The organism is Nocardioides marinquilinus (assembly GCF_039543705.1).
In the GTDB taxonomy this organism is placed as follows: Bacteria; Actinomycetota; Actinomycetes; order Propionibacteriales; family Nocardioidaceae; genus Nocardioides; species Nocardioides marinquilinus.
The window spans coordinates 237427-258225 of record NZ_BAABKG010000001.1 but is presented as its reverse complement, the minus strand read 5'-3'; the positions used below and the strand labels follow the sequence as shown (position 1 = coordinate 258225).

The window sequence follows — 20799 nt, the reverse complement described above, 5'->3', positions numbered from 1 at the left end:
ATGGTCGAGGTGCGAGGAGCCCTGGCGACGAGCCTCGAGACCCCGGCCCGGGAAGATTGAAGCCTCAACCAGCGTTGGGCCGGCATGAAGAAGAAGATCGGGTTCCTGAACTTCGGTCACTGGACGCCGTCGCCGCACTCGCAGGTGCGCACGGCCTCCGACGCGCTGCTGCAGACCATCGAGCTCGCCGTCGCGGCGGAGGAGCTCGGCGTCGACGGCGCCTACGTGCGGGTGCACCACTTCGCGCGCCAGCTGGCCTCGCCGTTCCCGCTGCTGGCCGCGATGGCCGCGCGGACGTCGTCCATCGAGCTGGGCACCGGCGTGATCGACATGCGCTACGAGAACCCGCCCTACATGGCCGAGGACGCCGGCGCCGCCGACCTGATCTCGGCCGGCCGGCTGCAGCTCGGGGTCAGCCGCGGCTCACCGGAGCAGGTGATCGACGGGTTCCGTCACTTCGGCTTCGAGCCCGCGGACGGCGACCACGCGGCCATGGCGCGCGAGCACACCCGCCGCTTCCTCGACCTGCTCGAGGGCGAGGGCTTCGCCGAGCCGAACCCGCGCCCGATGTTCCCCAACCCGCCGGGGCTGCTGCCGCTCAAGCCGCACGCGCCCGGCCTGCGGCAGCGCATCTGGTGGGGCGCCGGCTCCCGCGCGACCGCCGAGTGGGCCGCCGACCAGGGCATGAACCTGATGAGCTCGACGCTGCTCACCGAGGACACCGGCGTCCCGTTCCACCGGCTGCAGGCCGAGCAGATCGAGCGGTTCCGCACCGCCTGGGCCGCCGCCGGCCACGACTGGGAGCCGCGCGTCTCGGTGAGCCGCAGCGTCTTCCCGATCGTCGACGAGCGCGACCGCGCCTACTTCGGCCGCGAGAGCCGCAGCCAGGACCAGGTCGGCATGATCGACGGCGGCATCGCCCGCTTCGGCAAGACCTACGCCGGCGAGCCCGACCAGCTGGTGCGCGACCTCGCCGAGGACGAGGCGGTCGCGGCCGCCGACACGCTGCTGCTCACGATCCCCAACCAGCTCGGCGTCGACTACAACGCGCACGTGCTGGAGTCGGTGGTCGAGCACGTCGCCCCGGCGCTCGGCTGGCGCTGACGACCCCGACGCCGGTCGAGGTGCCTGGCCGGCCACGGCTGGGCCTCGAGACCGAGTCCCAGTCGGTTGCAAGCAGCCTGCAAGCGAGCCGGGCCACGGTGGTCCCACCACGACAGGAGGACCACCGCGATGACCACCACCGCCCTTGCGCCCGCCCCGATGTTCCCGGGCCAGGCCGACGCCCCGACCGGCCCGTGCGACCTGACCGGCATGTACCTGATGCACCACGGCTTCCGCCGTGACCTCACCCGGCTGGCCGCCGCGGCGCGCCGCACCCCGCACGACGACGCCGCCACCTGGAAGGCCCTCGCCGGCTGGTGGCGCGACGTCGCCGCGCTGCTGCACGAGCACCACACCAAGGAGGACGAGCTGCTCTGGCCCGTCCTGCTCGACCGCGTCGACGACGAGGGTCGGGCCGTGCTGGAGGCCATGGAGGACGAGCACCACCTCATCGACCCGCTGCTGGTCGCCGTCGAGCAGGGCCTCGGCGACCTCGCCGCCGCCGGCGTGCTCGCCACCACCGGAGCCCGCGACCGCACCGCCGCCGCGCTGACCGAGCTGCGCGACGTCGTCGACGCGCACCTCGCGCACGAGGAGCGGGACGCCGTCGCCGTCATCCAGCGCCACCTCTCCGCCGAGGAGTGGCAGCAGCTCGAGCGCGACGGGCTGGCCGCCAAGCCCCCGCCGCCGCTGCTGTTCTTCCTGCTGCCGTGGATCGCCGAGGGGCTGCAGCCCGGCGACCTCGCGCCGCTGCTCGAGCAGGCCGGTGGTCCGATCCGGGTGCTGCTGCGGCTGACCCGCGGCCGCTACCAGCGCCGCGCCGAAAAGGCCTTCGCCCACCTCGCCGACGCCGGCACGGGGTCCGCGGCGTGACCCGGCCACCGCTCGTCGGCCTGCCCGGCGGCCTCGTCGACCGGCCGCTCACCCTGGACGACGCCGCCGCCGTCCACGCGGTCATCGCCGCCGAGGAGGTCGCCGCGCTCGGCTACAGCGAGCTCGACGTGGCCGACATCGTGGGCGACTGGCAGCGCCCGAGCCACGACGTCCCCTCGCACACCGTGGGCGTCCTCGACGGCGACCTGCTGGTCGCCTACGCCGAGCTGGCCGACGCCGACCGCGTCGACACCGCCGTCCTGCCGGCTTACCAGGGCCGTGGCATCGGCAGCGCCCTCGCCGACTGGCTCCTCGCCCGGGCCCGCGCCGCCGGCTCGACCGTCATCGGCATGCAGGTGCCCGAGGGCTGCCCGGCCGACCGCTTCATGGCCGACCGCGGCTACCGGCTGCGCTGGACGGCGTGGGACCTCGCCCTGCCGGTGAGCGCCTCGATCGAGAGCCGTCCGCTGCCCGACGGGTACGCCGTCCGCGACGCCACGGCGGACGACGAGCGCGCGGCCTGGACCGTGCTCGAGGACGCCTTCCTCGAGTGGAGCGACCGCGAGCGGACGCCGTTCGAGGACTTCCTGGCCCGGGTGCGCGAGCGTCCCGGCGCCGCACCGTGGAACCTGCGGGTGCTCGCCGACCCCGACGGCGACGTCGTGGGCGCCACCCACGTCTTCCTCACCGGCGAGGACGGCGAGGACGCCCACGTCTCGCGGGTCGCCGTCCGCGCCGACCGGCGGGGGCTCGGCCTCGGCCAAGCGCTGCTGGTCGACGCGTTCGCGCTCGGGCGGGCGCACGGCGCGCGGCGCTCGACGCTCTCGACCGACAGCCGCACCGGGGCACTCTCGCTCTACACGCGCGTCGGCATGGAGGTCACCTCGACCTGGGTCAACCGCGCGACCGACGTCTGACCGCACGCCCGACCTCCGCCGCACGGACTGCAAGCGCGGGGCAGGTGCCGTGCAAGCCGCCCGGTGGACGGTGGTGGCACACCGCCAGAGAGCACCGTCCACCGATCGAAGGAACACCGATGTCGCACGACTCCCGCACCACCCCCGCCGTGACCCGGCGCCTCGCCGTCACCGCGGCGCTCGCCACCGGCCTCGGCGTCCTCGCCGCGGCCGGGCCGGTCGCCGCCGAGCCGGCGCCCGCGGCCCCGGCCGCCGCCAAGACCGGGTACACGAGGCTGCACACCGTCTCGGGCTGGGGCGGCTTCGACTCCGGCCAGAGCAGCCGGCCCGCCGCCCTCGCCGGCCGCGACGTCGTCGCCATCTCGGCCGGCAGCGACCACTCCCTCGCCCTGACCGCCGACGGCGCCGTCACCGGCTGGGGTTACAACGGCGACGGCCAGGCGAAGCCGCCCGCCGCCCTCGCGAACGGCACGGTGAGGTCGGAGGCCGTCGACGCCGGCGACCACCACTCGCTCGCCCTCACCCGCGACGGCGGCGTCGTCGCGTGGGGCGCGCGCGGCGACACCGACGCCGGCCAGACCCTCGTGCCGACCGGCCTGACCGGCGTTACCCAGGTCTCCGCCGGCCGCTACCACTCGCTCGCTCTCCTGGACGACGGCACCGTGCGCGCCTGGGGCGCCGACGCGACCCGCGCCGCCGGCGCCATCGACGAGGGCCAGGCCGACGTCCCCTTCGCGCTCACCCAGCCCGGTGCCGGCGTCACCAGCATCGCCGCCGGCGGCCGCCACTCCCTCGCCGTCGACGCCACCGGCCACGTGTGGGCCTGGGGGACCAATGACCAGGGCCAGGTCGCCGTGCCGGCCTCGCTGGACGGCGTCCGCGTCGTCCAGGTGGCCGCCTACGGCGCCGCCTCGCTCGCGCTGACCGCCGACGGCCGCGTCGTCGGCTGGGGCGACAACGGCACCGGCACGGTCGCCGTCCCCGCGCGCGTGACCTCGGAGAAGGTGCGCACGATCGACGTCGGCTCCGAGATCGCCATGGCGCTCACCCGTGACGGGCGCCTGCTCGTGTGGGGCGACACCGGCACCAACCCGCCGGCCGCCGTCGCCGCCCACGCCCCGTTCGGCGCCATCGCCGCCGGCGGACGCCACGAGCTGGTGCTGCACCGGCTGCCCAAGGCCGCCACGAGGCTGACCCTCGCCGCGCCGGCCAAGGCCGCCCAGGGCTCACCGGTGAAGGTCACCGTGAGGCTCACCGGCGTCCCGCGGGGTCGCGTGACCGTGCACGACGGGCCGCGCCAGGTCGGCGTCCTGGCCTCGGGCAGCGGGACGCTCGTCCTCCGCTCGCTGAAGCCGGGTCGCCACGTGCTGACCGCCCGCTACGCCGGCACCGCGCTCGCGTCGTCCGCCCGCTCCACCGCCCGCACGGTCACGATCCTCAAGCGCTGACCGCTGCTCACGGCGCCCCCTACCGCCCCCGCACCGACCCTCCCCCCGGGTCCGTGCGGGGGCGTTCGTCGTCCCGACCTCACGGCCCCCGATCCTGTCGACGGGCACCGCCACGCGAACGCCCGGTGGTCTCGAGGCTCGTCGCCAGGGCTCCCCGCACCTCGACCGCCGTCGGGGCCGCACCCCCACCACGCACGAACGCCCCCGCCCGGACCTCGAGGGGGTCCGGGCGGGGGCGTGGGTGGGCGGGTCAGGCGAGGCAGGCGTCGACGGCCTCCACGGGGGCGGTGCCGGGGTCGTCGTAGGAGACGACCACGTTGCCGGCGAGGCGGCCGAGCGGGGTGTCGGTCTCGCTGAGGGTGATGGTGGTGCGGTTGTCCTCGGCGTCCGCGACGGTGCGGAAGACCCACAGCGTGGCGCCGCCCGCGGCCTCGACGGCCACGGTGGGCACCTCGACGCCGAAGGGCACCGAGTCGCCGACCGCGGCGGGGGCGCCGGCGTCGTCCAGGCAGGCGACGAGCGCGTCAGGCGCGACGCCCTCGTACTCGACGGCGGCCGCCGCGGGGCTGGGCTCGTCGGCGGGCGTCGAGCCGTCGGAGCAGCCGGCCAGGGCGACGGCGGCGAAGGTCAGGGGGGCGGCCAGCGCGGCCGCGACGGTGATCGTGTTCCTCATGGCTGCAGCGTGGGCCGACCGACTTGTCATCCGATTGCACTCCGCTGGACGCCGCCCCTCGGCGGTAGTCCCTGACAAGTGGTCGTGAGAATCGCGATTTCACGACCATTTCGTCAGGGACCATCCCGGCGGCGGCAAGATGACCCCCATGGCCGACCCCCGCGCTGGACAGCCCGCCGAAGCCCGCGACCTGGTGGACGTCGCCCACCTCGTCACGAGCTACTACACCGGGGTGCCCGACCCGAGCGACCCCGGGCAGCGGGTAGCGTTCGGCACGAGCGGGCACCGCGGCAGCTCGCTGGCGACGTCGTTCAACGAGACCCACATCCTCGCCACCACGCAGGCCATCTGCGACTACCGCCGCGAGCAGGGCTACGACGGCCCGCTGTTCGTCGGTCGCGACACCCACGGCCTCTCCGAGCCGGCGTGGGCCACCGCGCTCGAGGTGCTGGCCGCCAACGACGTCACCGTGCTGGTCGACGACCGCGACGCCTGGACGCCGACCCCGGCCGTCTCGCACGCGATCATCCGCGCCAACGGCGGCCGCACCAGCGGCAGCGGCCTGGCCGACGGCATCGTGGTGACGCCGTCGCACAACCCGCCGCGCGACGGCGGCTTCAAGTACAACCCGCCCCACGGCGGCCCCGCCGACTCCGACGCCACCAGCGTCATCGCCGACCGCGCCAACGCCTACATCGAGGCCGGGCTGGACGACGTCCGCCGGGTGCCGTTCGCCAAGGCGCGGGCGGCGGCGTCCGGCTACGACTTCCTCGGCACCTACGTCGACGACCTGCCGCACGTGCTCGACCTGGACGCCGTGCGCGAGGCCGGGGTGCGCATCGGCGCCGACCCGCTCGGCGGCGCGGCGGTCGACTACTGGGGCGCCATCGCCGAGCGGCACCGCCTCGACCTCACCGTGGTCAACCCGCTGGTCGACCCCACGTGGCGGTTCATGACGCTCGACTGGGACGGCAAGATCCGCATGGACTGCTCCTCGCCGTCGGCGATGGCCTCGCTGGTCGCGCAGAAGGACCGCTTCGACATCGCCACCGGCAACGACGCCGACGCCGACCGCCACGGCATCGTCACGCCCGACGCCGGTCTGATGAACCCCAACCACTTCCTCGCCGTCGCGATCGGCTACCTGTTCGGCGGCGCCCGACCCGACTGGCCGTCGTCCGCGCGCATCGGCAAGACGCTGGTCTCGTCGTCGATGATCGACCGCGTCGCCGCCTCGCTCGGCAAGCCGCTGGTCGAGGTGCCGGTGGGCTTCAAGTGGTTCGTGCCGGGCCTCATCGACGGCTCGTTCGGCTTCGGAGGCGAGGAGTCGGCGGGCGCGTCGTTCCTGCGGCGCGACGGCTCCACGTGGACCACCGACAAGGACGGCATCCTGCTGGCGCTCCTGGCCTCCGAGATCCGCGGCCGCACCGGCCGCAGCCCGAGCGAGCACTACGCCGACCTCGTCGCCGAGCACGGCGACCCGGCCTACGCCCGCATCGACGCCCCCGCCGACCGCCAGCAGAAGGCGCGGCTGGCGGCGCTCTCGGCCGACGACGTCACCGCCACCGAGCTGGCCGGCGAGCCGATCACCGCCACCCTCACCGAGGCGCCCGGCAACGGCGCGCGCATCGGCGGCCTCAAGGTCACCACGGAGTCGGCGTGGTTCGCCGCCCGCCCCTCGGGCACCGAGGACGTCTACAAGATCTACGCCGAGAGCTTCCGCGGCCCCGACCACCTCGCGCAGGTGCAGGACGCCGCCCGCGAGGTGGTCTCGGCCGCGCTCGGGTGAGGCGGGGGAGCAGGCGAGCCCTGGCCTGCGCGCTCAGAGGTTTCGAGGCTCCTGCGCTCGTTCCTCGCTCCGGAGCACCTCAACCACCGCTGAGCGCGTCGCGCAACGCCGCCTCGAGCCGGTCGACGCCGTCGTGCAGCTCGTCGTCGGTGGTCGTGAGCGGCGGGGCGAGCCGGAAGATGCCGCCCATGCCTGGCAGCTGCACGATGTTGACGTGCAGGCCGCGCTCGAGCGCGGCGCGGGTGACGGCGCGGCCGAGCTCGTCGGCGGGCTCCTTGGTGGCCTTGTCGGCCACCAGCTCGAGCCCCTGCAGCAGGCCACGGCCGCGGACGTTGCCCACGACGTCGTAGCGCTCGTGCAGGTCGAGCAGCCGGCCCCGCAGCTGCTCGCCCAGCTTGGCCGCCCGGCCGACGAGGTCGTCGCGCTCGACGACGTCGAGCACCGTGAGCGCCACCGTGGCGGCGAGCGGGTCGGAGACGTGGGTGGTGAAGAACAGGAAGCCGCGCTCGTGGCAGGTGCGCTCGATCTTGTCGGAGGTGAGCACCGCCGCCACCGGCAGGCCGGCGCCGAGGGTCTTCGACAGCGTCAGGATGTCGGGGACGACGCCGTCGCGCTCGAAGGCGTACATCGTGCCGGTGCGGCCGACGCCGGTCTGGGCCTCGTCGAGGATCAACAGCATCCCGCGGCGGCGGCAGTGCTCCTGCAGCCGCGCCAGGTAGCCCTCGGGCAGCTCGATGACGCCGCCCGAGCTGAGGATCGGCTCGACGATGCACGCCGCGAGGCTGCCGCTGGACTGCTGGTCGACCAGGCCCCAGCCGAAGTCGAGCTCGGCCTCCCAGTCGTGGCTGCCGTCGGCGCGCCGGAACGGCGAGCGGTAGGCGTTGGGCGTCGGCAGCACCAGGTTGCCGGGCACCGGCGGGCCGTAGCCGCGGCGTCCGGCCGAGAAGGTGGCCGACGCCGCGGCCGCCGTCATGCCGTGCCAGGAGCGGTCGAAGGCCACGACCTCGTGGCCGCCGGTGTAGAGCTTGGCCAGCTTGAGCGCCGCCTCGTTCGACTCCGCGCCGGTGCTGAGCAGCATCATCCGGTCGAGCGGGTCGGGCACGGTGGCGGTGAGCCGCTCGGCCAGCTCGACCAGCGGCCGGCCGACCATGCCCGAGAACAGGTGGTCGAGCGTCGCGACGCCCTCGGAGACCGCCCGCACGACGTCGGGGTGGGAGTGCCCGAGCACGGCGCTCATCTGGCCGGAGGTGAAGTCGAGGACGGCGCGGCCGTCCTCGTCGTAGACGTAGCAGCCATGCGCCCGCTCGATGACCCGCGGCACGAACTCGCCGCCGTACCGCACCAGCCGTCGGGCCCACTCCGGGCGCGCGTCGTCGCTCATGGCCGCACGCTAGGTGATCGCGACCCGCCGCGGCACGGGTTCGCGCGGTGCGGGATCGTAGGGCCCGATGAGCGATGCCGCCGACCCCGTCCTCTCCGCCCTCGCCACGCGCCTCGGCGACGAGGCCGCGGCGGCGCTGCTCGCCCGGGCCCGGGGGTACTCGAACTACCCGAACGCCGTGAAGGGAGCCGCGAAGCTGGACGGCGACCCGGTCGTCGAGGCCGCCGCCCTGGCCGTCGTCGACGACCCGGCGCTCGCTGGTGAGCTCGGCCTCGCCCCGGACGTCTTCCCCTTCGGAGCCCCGGCGACGGCGCTGTGGGCGCTGCTCACCCTCGCCGCCCGCGCCGACGTCGGCGTCGTCGACCGGGTCGCCCCGCACTTCACGGGCCAGGACTACGCCGACCGGTTGCTGACGGCGGTGCGCCGCGCGGCGACCCGTCACGCCGCGGCCGGCGGGACGACGTCCGCCACCGCCGACACCGCCCCCGCGCCCGAGGTGCCGCAGAAGCTCTCGCAGGTCAAGCCGTGGCTCGCCGCCCACCCGGACGCCGACCCCGAGGCCCTCGCGCCGGTGCCGCGGCAGAAGGCGGCCGCGCGGGTCGCCGCCGTCCGCACGCTCGGCTCGCTCGGCACCCCGCAGGCCCTCGACGTGCTCGGCCGCTACGCCGCCGACCGCTACCCCGACGCCGTCCTTGACGAGCTGCACCGCGCCTGGCCGCGCTTCGACCGCCGCGCGTTCGCCGCCACGATGTTCGGCCGGTCCGACACCCTCGACCTCGGCATGGCCCCCAGCCTCGAGGGCCTCGGCGCGGTGCCGGGCCTCACCGGGCTGGACGTCGTCCTCGACGCGCCCGGCGGCGCCGACCTGACGCCGCTGGCCGAGTGCACGGCGCTGCGCACCCTGCGCGTGGGCGCCGAGGGCGAGCCCGGCCTGCTCGGCGTCGAGCCGCTGCTGGGGCTCACCGCGCTGACCGAGCTGCACCTGACCCGCACCACCCGCCACGCCGACCTCACGCCGCTCGCCCGGCTCGGCGTCCGGCGGCTGCGGCTCGACCTCGACGGCGGCGACGGCTCGTTCCTGCTCGACATGGCGCACCTGGAGCGGCTGCTGCTGGCCGACGGCGACGCGCGGCCCGAGACCGGCGAGGTGCTCGTCGGCCTGGTCGAGCGCGGCGTCCTGGTGACCGTCTACCGCCATCAGGCGGCGTCGTTCCCGGCCCTGACCGAGCGCGGCCTCGCGGCCGACGTGGTCGCCGTCGAGCAGAACGGCTACCTCGGCCTGACCACCGACCCCGACGCCGCCGACGGGCTGCGGCGCCGCCTGGCCTCGAACATCGTCCCCTGATGGCCGCCCACGGTGAGGACGACGACGAGCGCATCGTCGAGGCCACGGTCGAGCAGGTGGTCGCGGTCGCCGAGCAGATGGTCGACCTGCCGTGGCCGGACGGCGACGACAGCCTGCCCTGGGTGATCGACGGGCTCGAGGGCGAGACCCTCTGGCTCGCCCACGCCCTGCCGCTCGCCTCCCGCGCCACACAGGCGGAGACCCGCGCCCTCGTCGAGCCGCTCGTGCGGCTGGCCGGCGAGCGCTGGGGCGCCCGGCACCACTTCGACGCCACCCGGTTCACCGACGACGCGAGCACCGACCCGGCGTCCTACGACCGGCGCAGCGCGGTGGCGGGCATGGTGCGCGCGCTCGGCGCCGACGAGGCGGTGTGGTGGCGGCACCGCGAATACGCCGTGGTGCTCGTCGACAGCTCGCACCTGCCCGAGGCCGAGCGGCGCGTCGCCGTCCTGGTGCTGGAGGCCGACTGGCTCGGGCGCCCCGGCCAGGAGGAGGAGGCGCTGGCCTCGCCGCTGGTGGCCGACCTGCTCTCGGGCGACACGCGGCGGGTGATCTCGGCGTCGTGGGCCGTGATCGCCACCCGCGACCCCGAGGTGCTGGCCCCCCTGGTCGTCGCCCGGCCGGCGATCGAGCGGGCCACCGCCGACCTCGACCTCGGCGGCGCCCTGATGAGCAACGAGTGGCACCTGCGGCACGCGCTGCGGCGCGTCGAGCTGTTCGCCGCCGGGTCCTGCCTGTGCCTGGCCTACCCCGACCACCAGACCTACGACGTCGAGAAGGAGGTGGAGCGCGGGCACGTGCGCGTCGTCGAGACGGTGCCGAACGAGCGGCAGTGGGTGCCCGACCGCATCTGCGAGTGCACCGCCTGCGGCCGGCGCTACCAGGTCGAGCAGGGGGAGTACCACTACCCGTGGTGGGCATGGAGACCCGTGCCGGACCTGTCCCCCGCGCAGGTCACCGAACGAGAGGCATCACCGTGACGACGACCCCCGACGACCTGACCCTGTGGCGCCGCCGGCAGGAGGCCGGTGAGCCGCTCCCCTGGGAGGGCGTGCGGCTCCTGGACGACGGCGAGCGCCCCGCGCTGCTCGATCACGGCTACCTGACCGACGCCGATCGGGCGAACCCCGACGTGATGGCCAACGTGGGCGCGATCGACGAGACGGCGGCCCTGATCACCTGGGTCGCCGAGGACGAGGACGAGCCCCAGGCGTGGGGCTACTGGCGCGGCCCGGACGACGCGTTCGCCGACCGGCCGCCGGTCGTGAGCTACGACAGCGAGGGCCAGTTCTACCTGCAGCCCGGCGCGAACCTCACCGAGGTGCTCTGCAGCGCCTACGGCGAGTGGGCCGACGACGGCTACGAGGGCCTGGCGGAGGAGTGCCGTCGGCTCGGCGTCGAGGTGTCGGAGGACGACCCGATCACGCTGCCGAACCCCGACGTCTCCCCCACCCCGGCCGGCGTCCACCGCGCCGCCTACGACCGGCTGCTCGCCGAGGGCTGACCGCTCTCATCGCTTGCCGTGTTGGAAAGCACTAGGTATTGTTTCCACCATGGAAAGCGAACGCGACATGCTCGAGACCCCCGACCGGGACGAGATCGCCGCCGCGCTCCGTGAGGACGAGCGCGCCGCCGCGGCCCCGTGGATCGACTACCCGCCGACCCCGGCCTGGTACCCCGTGGCGGGCGGCCTGTGGTTCGGCGCCTGGGCCTGGATCATCACCGCCGACCAGTGGTGGTCGACGCTCCTGCTGATCCCGATGGTGCTGCTCCTCGGGGTCTACGTCGGGTGGTACCGCCGGCGCCGCGGCACGACCCCGCGGTGGACCGGCGCCCCGCGCGAGATCAACCGGGCGCTGTGGGTCTTCGCGGGCATCGCCGCCGCGCTCGTCGTCGGCGGCCTGCTGCTCGACCTGCTCGTCGGCCGCTGGCCGATGATCGCCTGGGTCGCCGTCGGCGTCGCCGCCGGCCTGGCGCTCTACGAGCGGCGCTACGCCGTCGCCGCCCGGCAGGCGCGCGCCCGCCTCGCATGACCGGACCGACCACCCCCGCCCCCCGGGCGTCGTCCATCGGCGACCTCGACCCCGTCATCCACGCCCCGAAGCGGCTGGCGGCGATGGCGCTGCTCGCGAACTCCGAGAACGCCGACTTCCCGTTCCTGCGCGAGCACCTCGGCGTCAGCGACTCCGACCTGTCCAAGCAGATGGCGGCGCTCGAGACCGCCGGCTACGTGGCGATCACCAAGTCAGGGCGCGGCCGCGGCGCCACCACCACCTACAAGATCACCAAGCCCGGCCGCGCCGCCTACCAGCGCCACCGCGCCGCCCTCCGCGCCCTCCTCGACTCCTGACGGCGTGGACCACGACGGTCGAGGTGCGAGACCCCGCGACGACGATGCGAACCCGAACCCACGACCCCGAGCCTGTCGAAGGGACGCCGTTCGCCGACGTCCACGCACGGCTGGAGGTCTCGAGGCTCGTCGCCAGGGCTCCTCGCACCTCGACCACCGTCGAAGCGGCCCCTGACGATGGTCGAGGTGCGAGGCCGGCCACGGCCGAGCCTCGAGACCCCGTGACGTCGACGCGAACCCGACCCACGCACCCTGAGCCTGTCGAAGGGACGCCGTTCGCCGACGTCCACGTGCACGGACGGAGGTCTCGAGGCTCGTCGCCAGGGCTCCTCACACCTCGACCACCGTCGAAGCGGCCCCTGACGATGGTCGAGGTGCGAGGCCGGCCACGGCCGAGCCTCGAGACCCCGTGATATCCACGCGGACGTCAGGACGTCGTCCGGCCCTGGTCGGCGACCCACAGCCCGATGAGCCCGCGGAAGTGGGCGAGGAACTGCTCGTGCTCGTGGGGCGGGTAGGTGGCGGCGACGGTGTCGCGCAGCAGCCGGTCGAAGTCGTCGCCCGAGACCCACTCGAGCACCGCCTCCTCCAGGTGCGGGAGGTGCTCGGCGCACCACTCCCAGTAGCGGTCGGTCTCGAAGTGCTCGTCGGCCAGCGCGAGGTAGGCGGCGACCTTGTCGTCGTAGGTCATGTCGGCGTCGTCCGCGATGGCGAAGTAGCGCGAGGTCTCGAGGTCGACCTCGGCGCGGCGCCCGGTGACCACGCAGAACGTCGTCCACCGCACGAGCGCGGTGATCGCCCACGGGAAGTAGTAGTGAAGCGAGGTGACGGCGACGTCGGGGCAGGCGTTGGCGTAGTCGATCGGGTAGACGTCGTCGCCGACGACGAGCATCTCGGCGGAGTTGAACTCCCAGCGGAAGAACGCGTTGACGATGCGGCTGATCGCCACCGCCTGCCGCCCGGCCGACTCGCCGAGGAAGCCGTGGTTGACGGCGTACCGCTGGTGCATCGGCTGGTCGGGGCGGAAGTCCACGACCATCGTCTCGGGGCCGATCGACAGCGCCCGCGCGAAGTGGTCGTAGTCGACGGTGGCCTGCAGGTGCATCAGCATCTCGCCCGACTCGTCGTAGGAGCGGTGCAGGTCGTCGCGGTCGTTCACGCGCGAGACGCCGCGCCAGCCGCCGCCGTCGAACGGCTTCATGTAGAGCGGGTAGCCGAGTTCGTCGGCGATCGCGTCGAGGTCGAACGGCTGGTTGTAGCGCTCGGCGGTGTAGGCCCAGCGCACGTTGTCGACCGGGTTCTTGTAGGGGACGAGCGTCGTCGGCGGCACCTTGAACCCCATGCGCACCAGCGCGCAGTAGGCGCTGTGCTTCTCCATCGACTGGAAGGTGAAGGGGCTGTTGAGCAGGTAGGTGCCGTTGACCAGCGACGCCTTCTTGAGCCACTCCCGCGGGTGGTAGTACCAGTAGGCCAGGCGGTCGATGACCAGCTCGGTGCGCACCGGGTCGTCGAGGCGGAACGGCTCGATCGTCAGCCGCTCGCTCGAGACGGTGTGGGTGGTCTCGCCGGTGCTGATCGGCCCCACCTTCCTCAGGATCTCCTCGAAGGCCCGGGGCCAGTCCTGCTCCGCGCCGAGCAGCAGTCCGATCAGGTGGTCGCTCATGGGCACTTGCCTAGCAGATCGGACGACGCCGGTGGTCGCGCAGGCCGAGCCCCCGCACCGACCACGCCAACCTCCGCACACGGACCCTGAGCCTGTCGAAGGGCCCCGCAGGTACGTTCGCGTGGGAGGTCCGGTGAGGACGCTCAGCAGAAGCGGGGCAGGTGGTGGGCGAGCTGTCGCTGCCACCAGTCCCAGTCGTGGGCGGAGTCGTGGCCCCACACGTCGAGGTCGTGGCTGATGCCGCGCTCGGCGAGCGCGGCGGCGAGGTGGCGGGTCGAGGGCAGCGACCTCGTCGGGTGGGTCTCCCATGCCCCCTCCCCCACCACGAGGACGACGTGCAGGCGGCGCTGCAGCCAGGCCAGGTGGTCGCCGTGCAGCCGGGGCACGTAGTCGGTGGGGTTGGTGAAGTAGGCGTGCTCGCCGCGCTCGCCCCACGCGTGCCAGGCGCTCGGGTCGTAGCTGCCGCTGAGGCAGATCGCCTGCGGGAACAGGTCGGCGCGGGTCAGCGCCAGCTGCAGCGCGTGGTAGGCGCCCATGCTGCAGCCGGTGACCACGGCGTCCGTCGCGCCGGGCGAGTCGTGGCCGACGAACGCGGCGACCGCGCCGGTCACCCACGCCTCGTAGGCACGGTGACGGCGGGCCCGCTCCTCGAGCGGCAGCGACCGGTCCGACCAGGTCACCTCGTCGAAGGAGTCGACGCAGTACAGCTTGACCCGCCCGCCGTCGACGAGGTCGCGGACGGCGTCGACCATCCCGTTGTTCTCGTAGTCCCACGCCCGGCCCTGCTCGCTCGGGAAGACCAGCACCGGCCGGCCCCAGTGGCCGTAGCGGACCACTGTGCCGTGCCGGCCGAAGCCCGGCGCCTCCAGCTCGACCTGCAACCGCTCCATCGCCCTACCCCACCACCCTCCGCACCGTCACCACACGTCGGCGAGCAGCGTGGTCAGGTGCGGGTCGAGCAGGTCGCGCCAGCAGGTCCAGGTGTGGCCCTGGCGGGCCTCGCCCCAGCTGACGACGCCGCCCGCCGCCGACATGACCCCGGCCAGCCGGTGGTTGTTGGCGTGGTTCTCCTCCGCGGTGCCGCAGGTCATCGCGACCGGGCAGTCGGGGGCGCGGTCGAGCTCGGAGACGAAGCCGGTGACGGCGTCCCAGTGCTCGAAGCCGGACTCCTGCGGGTCGAGCTCGGCGGTGAAGAACGAGCCCGACTGCAGCAGCAGCCCGGCGAAGGTGCTGGGCGAGGTCGTCGCCGCGTGCAGCGCCGCGACGGCCCCGAGGCTCTGCCCGCTGAGCACCGGACGCCCCCTGGTGGGGTGGCTGCGCGTCAGCCGCGGGACGACGTGGCGCACCAGGCTGCGAGCGTAGGCGGGGTTGGCGGCGTAGCGCTCGTTGCGGGCGCCGGGGCTGAGCAGCGCCACCCGCATCGACGGCAGCCGGCCGGCCCCGACCATCGCGCCGACGTAGCGGGTGAGCTCGCCGAAGCGGTCCATCTCGGGGCCGTCGTGGGCGACGAGCAGCGGCAGCGTGGCGCCCTCGTCGTCCTCGGGCGCCCACACGGTGGCCTCGATCGTGCCGACCGGGGTGCGGGTCACGCGCAGCGGCGTGCGGCGTCCGGGCACCGGCTCGAGGTCGAGCCAGGACGGCGCCTCGTAGCCCGGCAGCGCCAGCCAGGAGTGCTCACCGAACGCGCCGTCGACGCGGTCGGCGCAGCCGGGGTCGAGCCGCAGCTCGCCGTCGACCTCGAGCAGGTACTCGAGGCAGTCGAGGCGCGGCAGCGGCAGCCGCAGCTGCCACCCGCCGGGAACCTCGGCGAGGTCGAGGTCGGGGTCGGCACCCAGCCCGAGGTCGACGTCGCACCACAGCCGCACCGAGGTGTGGGCGTGGTCGGCGTCGGCCAGCCGGAAGGTCAGCGCGTCGGGCTCGACCGCCGTGGGGGGCAGGTCCGCAGGCACCCGGCCGACCCTAGCGGGACGCCGGGTGGTGCCTCAGCGGCGCAGCATCGAGCGGAACGAGGGGCCGAGGAGGCCGTCGCCCTGGAGCGGCTCGACGCCGGGCAGGTTGCGGCCGCCGTACACGACGCGGCCGGCGGTGTCGGAGTAGCCGAGCCAGGTCTGGGCGGGCTGCTGGCCGACGCCGCGGCGCGACCAGTCGCACACGCCGTCGGCGAAGACCTCGCGCAGCGTCGCGACCTGGGCGTCGGTCAACGGCAGCGGGCCGACGTCCACGGCCTCGCGCGTCAGCGGCACCAGCCGGCACGACAGGACGTCGTTGAGCCGGGTGCCGCCGGCGACCTCGCGCGGGGTGCTGAGCCGGGTCTGCAGCGTGTCGGGCAGCACGCAGTCGGCGTCGGGGCCGGCGTCGTCGCCGTCGGGCACCTCGAGCACGCCGGGCACGTTCGAGCAGCGGTCACGCACGTCGGCCGGGCGGTCGAGCACCACCTTGCGGGCCAGCGGACGCGAGGACCGGTCGCGCTCGACCGCGGCGAGCCAGCGGTCCATCGCCACGAGCGCCTCGTTGGCCCAGCGCGGGTCGCCGATCAGCGGCGTCACGCCGAACCACGTGACGCGGTTGTCGGTGTGGCCCTGGGCGCGCATCAGGCGGTCCTCGGTCCAGAACGCGTGCGCGTAGTCGTGGGCGAGTCCGGGGTCGGGGCCGCCGTGGTTGATGATCGCGACCTCGTCGAGGTGGTTGGCCTCGTTGACCAGGCCCGTGCGGTAGGCCGCGGCGACCGAGGCGGGGTCGCCGTCGATGCGCTCGGGCGTGGGCTGCGAGTCGACGTCGAGCCCGCCGACCTTGACGTTGAGGTCGACGAGCTGGGCCGGGGTGATCAGGCCCCGGCGCAGGGCGTCGAGGCCGTAGACGACGCCCTCGTTGGCGAACGGGATGCCGCCGAAGCCGCGGCCGGCCGCCTGCTCCTGCGGCGTCCACACCGCGCGCGGACGGCGTCCGAGCTGGTTGACGACGAGGTCGAGCACCGAGCAGCGGACGCCGCGCGGGTTGGTCTTGGAGTCGTAGCGCGTCGACGGGTCACCGGCCTTCGGCGCGACCGTGCCGCTGCAGTCGTGCTCGGGGTCGAGGGCGGACTTGAACAGGCCCTCGTCGGCCACGACGGCGTTGAGGTGGGACAGGTGGCCCTCGACGGCGGCGAGCTGCGTCGGCGTCCACACCACGCCGGGCGCCCACCGCGACGGGTCCTCGAAGTAGAGCCGCAGCAGGTGGTAGTCGGCGAACTGCGCGCCGGCGCTGAGGGTGTCGGGGTAGGAGCAGGTGGTGATCAGGCCCTGGTAGATGCCGGGGTAGGCGTTGGCCACGGTGTGCTGGGCGATCGAGCCGCCCGAGCAGCCGGTGCCGATGGTGTAGCGGATGGTGCCGTAGCGCTCGACGACCCGCTCCTTGGCCATCATCACCGACTCGGCGTTCAGGGCGACGTTGCAGTTGTGGCCGGTGTTGGCGAGCGCCGTCGAGACGACGGTGAAGCCGCGCGAGAGGGCGGTGACGTAGGACGGCGTCACGCCCGGGAAGCCCTCGGGGATGGTGCCGGAGTAGTCCTCGAGCGGCGGGTCGGCGGGCGTGTACGACGCCCCGCAGCCACCGCCGTGGGTCACCAGCACCTTGTGGTTGAACTGCGACTGCGGGGCGAACCAGCGCCACGGCCGGCCCGGCCGCCACAGCGTGATGATCGTGTAGCGGTCGCGGTCGGCGACGCCGTCCTCGCGGCGGACGACGAACGGCACCCGCACGCCCTGGTCGGTGGTGGTCGTCGCGACGTCGGACGGCGGCCGCTGCGGGTCGTAGGGCTGCAGCCCGGGCTTGGTCGGGTCGGTCGAGCGGTAGAGGAAGCGGTAGGTCGCCGGCTGGTTGCACCGGGCGTCGCGGGCGCCGTCCTGGCAGCGGTAGTGCCGCGTCTGCGGCCCGCTGAAGACCGGGCCGCCCTGCGGGTGGTTGGTGACGACGAGCCGGCCCGCGTAGCCGGGCGCGGTGGCCGTGACGACGTTGCGGCCGACGCGCAGCCCGGTCAGGTAGGCCTCGAACCGGCCGCCGGGCCGCACCGCGAAGCGCCGCGAGACGTCGCGGCCGTTCAGCTCGACCCGCAGCGCCGGGCGCCGCAGCCCCGGCGCCGGAGCGATCCCGACGCGCACGTCGCCGCCGGAGACGAGGTCGGGCCGGTTCGACATCGCGAAGATCCGCACCTCCCCCGGCGTGCCCGCCACCGCGGACGGCGTCGCCACCCCCGGACCCACCGGGCTCAGCACGGCGGTGACACCGCAGACGACGAGCAACGCTCCCAGCAGCGGACGCAGGCGGGTTCTCGGCACGTCAGGTCAACGACGTCCCGTGGCCGGCGTCACGTCACCGGCCCCACGCCGCCGGCCTGGGCCCGCAGTCGCTCGCGGGCGTCGGGGTCGAAGAACCACGAGTCGTAGGGCACCACCCGGCCGAGCGACACGTCGACCACGCGGCGACGACCGTCGAAGTCGAGGTCGACGCAGTTGGCGATCAGGTCCATGAAGACGGTCGCGCCCGGCCCCCGGGCCCGCACGGCCCACCCCGCGGAGGTGGCGATCACGATCGCCTCGTCGATCGCCAGGCCCCGCAGGTCGGGGAGCCGTCCCGGCACCTGCGGGTAGGGCCGCACCGCAGGCGAGATCCACTCCTCGCCGCGGTCCCACTTCTTGCGCTTGGCACCCATGACCGCATTCTCGCGGGGGGTCGGCCGCGGGGCACGGCGTTTCGGAGGGCGTGTGCCGGGCCGCCCCTGCCTGGCCCGTGAGAACGTCGGCATCGCCGCCATCGAGAGCCACCAACGCTGAGAGGGATGCGGATGACCCAGCGGAGCCCCGAACGCGAACGACTCGACGCCGCCGGTCGGCAGTGGGGCGTCCTGCCCGGGTCGACCACGCTCCCCTACCTGGCCGGCTACCTGGTGATGGTGATGGCCACCTCTGGGTCGCCCGAGCTCGCCAACGGCTTGTTCATCGTCACCTTCGCCGTCCTGCTGGTGGGTTCGTCCGTCGGCGGCTGGCGCAGCCCTCACCCGGCCCGCGTCACGCAGGTCGCGGTCGGCCTCGGCGCCGGCGTCCTCGGCCTCGCCGTCGGCTTCCTCGTCGGTCACGTGGGCGTCGCCTGACACACCTGCGCGAGGTCGTCGTCGAGACCGCGCACCGTCCACGGCCGCGCGCCCACCCGGACCCGGAGCTCGGTCGTCGGGCACCACCGGTGGCGGGGCGGCCCTGGGCCGTCGACGGCGGACGTCGCTCCACGTCGCTTCGCGTGAGCCGGCGAGATTCCTTCGCCGGCGCGTGCCGGGTCCAAGGCGGGCGGGACCTCGAGCCAGGGGCACGGTCAGCCGTGAGCGTCAGGCGTGACCCTGGAACCGGGCCGTCAAGGCCTCCTCCACCATGTGCGTGTCGAGCCCGGGCGTCGTGGTGGCCGTGGTCGCTCAGACCGATCCCTGGCTCGCCGTCGCCGGCATCGTGCTGGGTCGTCGGCGCCGTGGTCGGTGGCTCCGTGAACGGCGTGCGGACCGGTCTCGGCGTCAGCGCGAACCGTCACGGCGAGCTAGTGCTCAGCTGGGCCGACAGCCGCTTCGCCGAGGCTGTCGCCGAGGCGCACGAGGACGTGACGCCGGCCGCCACGTGACCAGTCAAGGGTCGCGAGACACGTACACCGGGCCGGCGCATGCCGGGCCTGTACGTGGTCCTGGACGCGGCGCCATGCCTGACGCCACCGTGAACGGTGTCCGCTCGGACGTTCCAGCGCCGGGAACCCGCCTTGGACCCGGCATGCACCCCGAGTCTGACGACCGGTCACGCCGGAGGCGAACCGATTGCCGGTCGGTCATGCTGACGCCATGTGGGTGCTCGATCCCGCGAACAGTCGCGAGCTGCTCGACCGCCTGCGTCCCCACTCCGCGCACCCGGACTTCGACGTCATCTGGTGCGGTGAGGGCTGGCGAGCCCTCGTCAGCGCATGGCACGCCAACGTCGTCGAGGCCTTCCCCGACTACCGCTGGCGATCGATCCGGTCGGCGCGAGGCGTGCTCGTGCTGGAGGCGAAGCCGCGAGCCGCGGGCGCGACCGCAGCGGAGCTGGCGCGCGTGCGCGAGGTCTGCGACCGGTACGCGCGTGCGTCGGCGACGGTCTGCGAGTGGTGTGGGAGGCCCGGATCGCTCCGCGACGGCAGGCTGAACCGGGTCACCCTCTGCAACACCTGCTCCGGGGACGTGGCGACCACGAGCTACCCCCGTGCGAGGCCGAGCGCCTAGCAGCTCCCGGGCGTGTCGGGGCGGTCACCGGTCTCGGCCGGGAAGCCCCTCCCCGTCAAACGCCTCGACCGTCTCGCTACGGACCAGTCGCTCGGGCGTCAGGACTCACCTGACGACCAACGCGTCCGTGAGCATGCGCCGGTTTCGGAACATCCATCCCGCGCTACGCGCACGCCAGGTCACCGACCACAGCACCGGGTATCCGGACGCCGTGACCGCGGCGTCGCTCTCCGGGCCCACGTCGTTCTCCTCGGCGTCGGCGCGAACGCCGGCCAGGGCGACCTCGACCATCCGGTCCACGAGCACGAGGCGTTGCGGTCTGTTCAAGCCGTAGCCGTCGACGATGTTGCGCGCCTGCCGGGCGCGAACGTAGGCCGGCGGCAGCGCCTGAGCCGCCGCGATGTCGTCGTCGTGCAGCTGCGCGTTGAGCCAGACGGCGTACGCGACCTCGGTGAGGCGCTCGATCGGCCCGGCCGTGTCCCAGTCGATGAGGGCCTGTGGACGGCGGTCGAGCCCGACGATGTTCCACGGAGCGGCGTCCCCGTGGCCGATGACGAGGTCGTCCTCGTCGCCGATCTCGTGCAGCCACGACCTCCCCCACGCCGCGTCAGCGGGCGCCTCGAACGACTCGGCGGCTTCGTGGGCTCGGCGGAGCAGTGCGCCCACGGCTCGACACTCGTCGGGCGGCCACGCTCTCGGATGGACGCTTCCGCCGGGCACGTAGGTGAGGGTCAGACGCCCGTCCGGCGCGATGCCGTCCCCGACGACGCGAGGAGCGCCGTCGAACCCGGCGCGCTCCAGGTGACGCAGCAGTGCGAGCACGGTCGGAGCCCAGGGGCCGGCGTCCTTGAGGACCACGTCGTCCTGACGGGCAGCCGAGGACGCGTGGGCACCGGTGCCCCACGTCGTCAGGCGCTGCTCGTCGCCGTCCACGCTGAGAGCGTGGCACGACTGCCCGAGTCCGGGCGCGCCAACGGCCCCGCCGGCGGCGGGG

21 protein-coding genes are annotated in these 20799 nt (G+C 74.3%); 13 read left to right on the top strand and 8 right to left on the bottom strand.

Annotation, left to right across the window (positions count from 1 at the left end; translation table 11 throughout):
* Positions 1–84: 84 nt before the first annotated feature.
* From ABEA04_RS01245 to ABEA04_RS01230, 4 genes are all read left to right on the top strand, one after another.
* Complete coding sequence (locus ABEA04_RS01245; RefSeq protein WP_345453595.1) at positions 85–1104, top strand: LLM class flavin-dependent oxidoreductase; 1020 nt, start codon at positions 85–87, stop codon at positions 1102–1104.
* A gap of 129 nt (positions 1105–1233) precedes the next feature.
* Positions 1234–1977, top strand: coding sequence for a hemerythrin domain-containing protein (locus ABEA04_RS01240; RefSeq protein ID WP_345453593.1), 744 nt, complete (start codon positions 1234–1236; stop codon positions 1975–1977).
* Positions 1974–2894: a GNAT family N-acetyltransferase gene (locus tag ABEA04_RS01235; RefSeq protein ID WP_345453591.1), complete on the top strand. Its 921-nt coding sequence runs from the start codon at positions 1974–1976 to the stop codon at positions 2892–2894. Before ABEA04_RS01240 ends, ABEA04_RS01235 begins: the two co-directional genes overlap by 4 nt.
* Before the next feature lie 119 nt (positions 2895–3013).
* The gene (locus tag ABEA04_RS01230; RefSeq protein WP_345453588.1) at positions 3014–4342 is read left to right on the top strand and encodes an RCC1 domain-containing protein; all 1329 of its coding nucleotides are present in this window, start codon (positions 3014–3016) and stop codon (positions 4340–4342) included.
* Between the two features lie 250 nt (positions 4343–4592).
* Here ABEA04_RS01230 and ABEA04_RS01225 read toward each other — a convergent pair whose 3' ends face one another.
* Positions 4593–5015: a hypothetical protein gene (locus tag ABEA04_RS01225; RefSeq protein WP_345453585.1), complete on the bottom strand. Its 423-nt coding sequence runs from the start codon at positions 5013–5015 to the stop codon at positions 4593–4595.
* Between the two features lie 148 nt (positions 5016–5163).
* Here ABEA04_RS01225 and pgm point away from each other — a divergent pair, with 148 nt between their 5' ends.
* A complete protein-coding gene (gene pgm / locus ABEA04_RS01220) occupies positions 5164–6804 on the top strand; it encodes a phosphoglucomutase (alpha-D-glucose-1,6-bisphosphate-dependent) (RefSeq protein WP_345453582.1) in 1641 nt (546 codons plus the stop codon).
* A gap of 79 nt (positions 6805–6883) precedes the next feature.
* Here the strand turns inward: pgm and ABEA04_RS01215 are convergent, their stop codons facing one another.
* Positions 6884–8185, bottom strand: a complete 1302-nt coding sequence (locus ABEA04_RS01215) for an aspartate aminotransferase family protein (RefSeq protein WP_345453579.1) — start codon at positions 8183–8185, stop codon at positions 6884–6886.
* A 67-nt stretch (positions 8186–8252) separates the two neighbouring features.
* Between ABEA04_RS01215 and ABEA04_RS01210 the strand changes: the two genes are divergently transcribed.
* From ABEA04_RS01210 to ABEA04_RS01190, 5 genes are read left to right on the top strand one after another with little or no spacing between them, the layout of a single operon-like run.
* A complete protein-coding gene (locus ABEA04_RS01210) occupies positions 8253–9530 on the top strand; it encodes a hypothetical protein (protein WP_345453576.1) in 1278 nt (425 codons plus the stop codon).
* Positions 9530–10510: a hypothetical protein gene (locus tag ABEA04_RS01205; RefSeq protein WP_345453573.1), complete on the top strand. Its 981-nt coding sequence runs from the start codon at positions 9530–9532 to the stop codon at positions 10508–10510. Before ABEA04_RS01210 ends, ABEA04_RS01205 begins: the two co-directional genes overlap by 1 nt.
* On the top strand, positions 10507–11034 hold the full coding sequence (locus tag ABEA04_RS01200; protein ID WP_345453569.1) for a hypothetical protein: 528 nt from the start codon (positions 10507–10509) through the stop codon (positions 11032–11034). Before ABEA04_RS01205 ends, ABEA04_RS01200 begins: the two co-directional genes overlap by 4 nt.
* A 49-nt stretch (positions 11035–11083) precedes the next feature.
* Entirely contained in the window at positions 11084–11563 is a 480-nt protein-coding gene (locus ABEA04_RS01195; protein WP_345453566.1) for a hypothetical protein, read from the top strand.
* Positions 11560–11880, top strand: a complete 321-nt coding sequence (locus ABEA04_RS01190; RefSeq protein ID WP_345453563.1) for a winged helix-turn-helix domain-containing protein — start codon at positions 11560–11562, stop codon at positions 11878–11880. The genes ABEA04_RS01195 and ABEA04_RS01190 overlap by 4 nt, the downstream gene beginning before the upstream one ends.
* A 427-nt stretch (positions 11881–12307) precedes the next feature.
* Here the strand turns inward: ABEA04_RS01190 and ABEA04_RS01185 are convergent, their stop codons facing one another.
* The 5 genes from ABEA04_RS01185 to ABEA04_RS01165 all read right to left on the bottom strand — a co-directional run bounded on the left by ABEA04_RS01185 (position 12308) and on the right by ABEA04_RS01165 (position 18230).
* Positions 12308–13543 (bottom strand): ATP-grasp domain-containing protein, encoded by a 1236-nt coding sequence (locus ABEA04_RS01185; protein ID WP_345453560.1) that lies wholly within the window; start codon positions 13541–13543, stop codon positions 12308–12310.
* A 143-nt stretch (positions 13544–13686) separates the two neighbouring features.
* Complete coding sequence (locus tag ABEA04_RS01180; protein ID WP_345453557.1) at positions 13687–14433, bottom strand: esterase family protein; 747 nt, start codon at positions 14431–14433, stop codon at positions 13687–13689.
* Between the two features lie 27 nt (positions 14434–14460).
* Positions 14461–15492 carry an alpha/beta hydrolase gene (locus ABEA04_RS01175; RefSeq protein WP_345453554.1) on the bottom strand — a complete coding sequence of 344 codons (1032 nt, stop codon included), beginning with the start codon at positions 15490–15492 and terminating at the stop codon, positions 14461–14463.
* Between the two features lie 33 nt (positions 15493–15525).
* The gene (locus ABEA04_RS01170; RefSeq protein ID WP_345453551.1) at positions 15526–17856 is read right to left on the bottom strand and encodes a DUF6351 family protein; all 2331 of its coding nucleotides are present in this window, start codon (positions 17854–17856) and stop codon (positions 15526–15528) included.
* Between the two features lie 29 nt (positions 17857–17885).
* The gene (locus ABEA04_RS01165; RefSeq protein ID WP_345453548.1) at positions 17886–18230 is read right to left on the bottom strand and encodes a hypothetical protein; all 345 of its coding nucleotides are present in this window, start codon (positions 18228–18230) and stop codon (positions 17886–17888) included.
* A 132-nt stretch (positions 18231–18362) separates the two neighbouring features.
* On the opposite strand from ABEA04_RS01165, the gene ABEA04_RS01160 reads away from it, so the two are divergent.
* The 3 genes from ABEA04_RS01160 to ABEA04_RS01150 all read left to right on the top strand — a co-directional run bounded on the left by ABEA04_RS01160 (position 18363) and on the right by ABEA04_RS01150 (position 19805).
* Entirely contained in the window at positions 18363–18668 is a 306-nt protein-coding gene (locus ABEA04_RS01160; RefSeq protein ID WP_345453545.1) for a hypothetical protein, read from the top strand.
* Between the two features lie 380 nt (positions 18669–19048).
* Positions 19049–19180: a hypothetical protein gene (locus ABEA04_RS01155; RefSeq protein WP_345453542.1), complete on the top strand. Its 132-nt coding sequence runs from the start codon at positions 19049–19051 to the stop codon at positions 19178–19180.
* 211 nt (positions 19181–19391) lie between these two features.
* On the top strand, positions 19392–19805 hold the full coding sequence (locus ABEA04_RS01150) for a hypothetical protein (RefSeq protein ID WP_345453539.1): 414 nt from the start codon (positions 19392–19394) through the stop codon (positions 19803–19805).
* A gap of 105 nt (positions 19806–19910) precedes the next feature.
* On the opposite strand, the gene ABEA04_RS01145 is transcribed toward ABEA04_RS01150, so the two are convergent.
* Positions 19911–20738 carry a phosphotransferase gene (locus tag ABEA04_RS01145; RefSeq protein ID WP_345453536.1) on the bottom strand — a complete coding sequence of 276 codons (828 nt, stop codon included), beginning with the start codon at positions 20736–20738 and terminating at the stop codon, positions 19911–19913.
* Positions 20739–20799 lie beyond the last annotated feature (61 nt).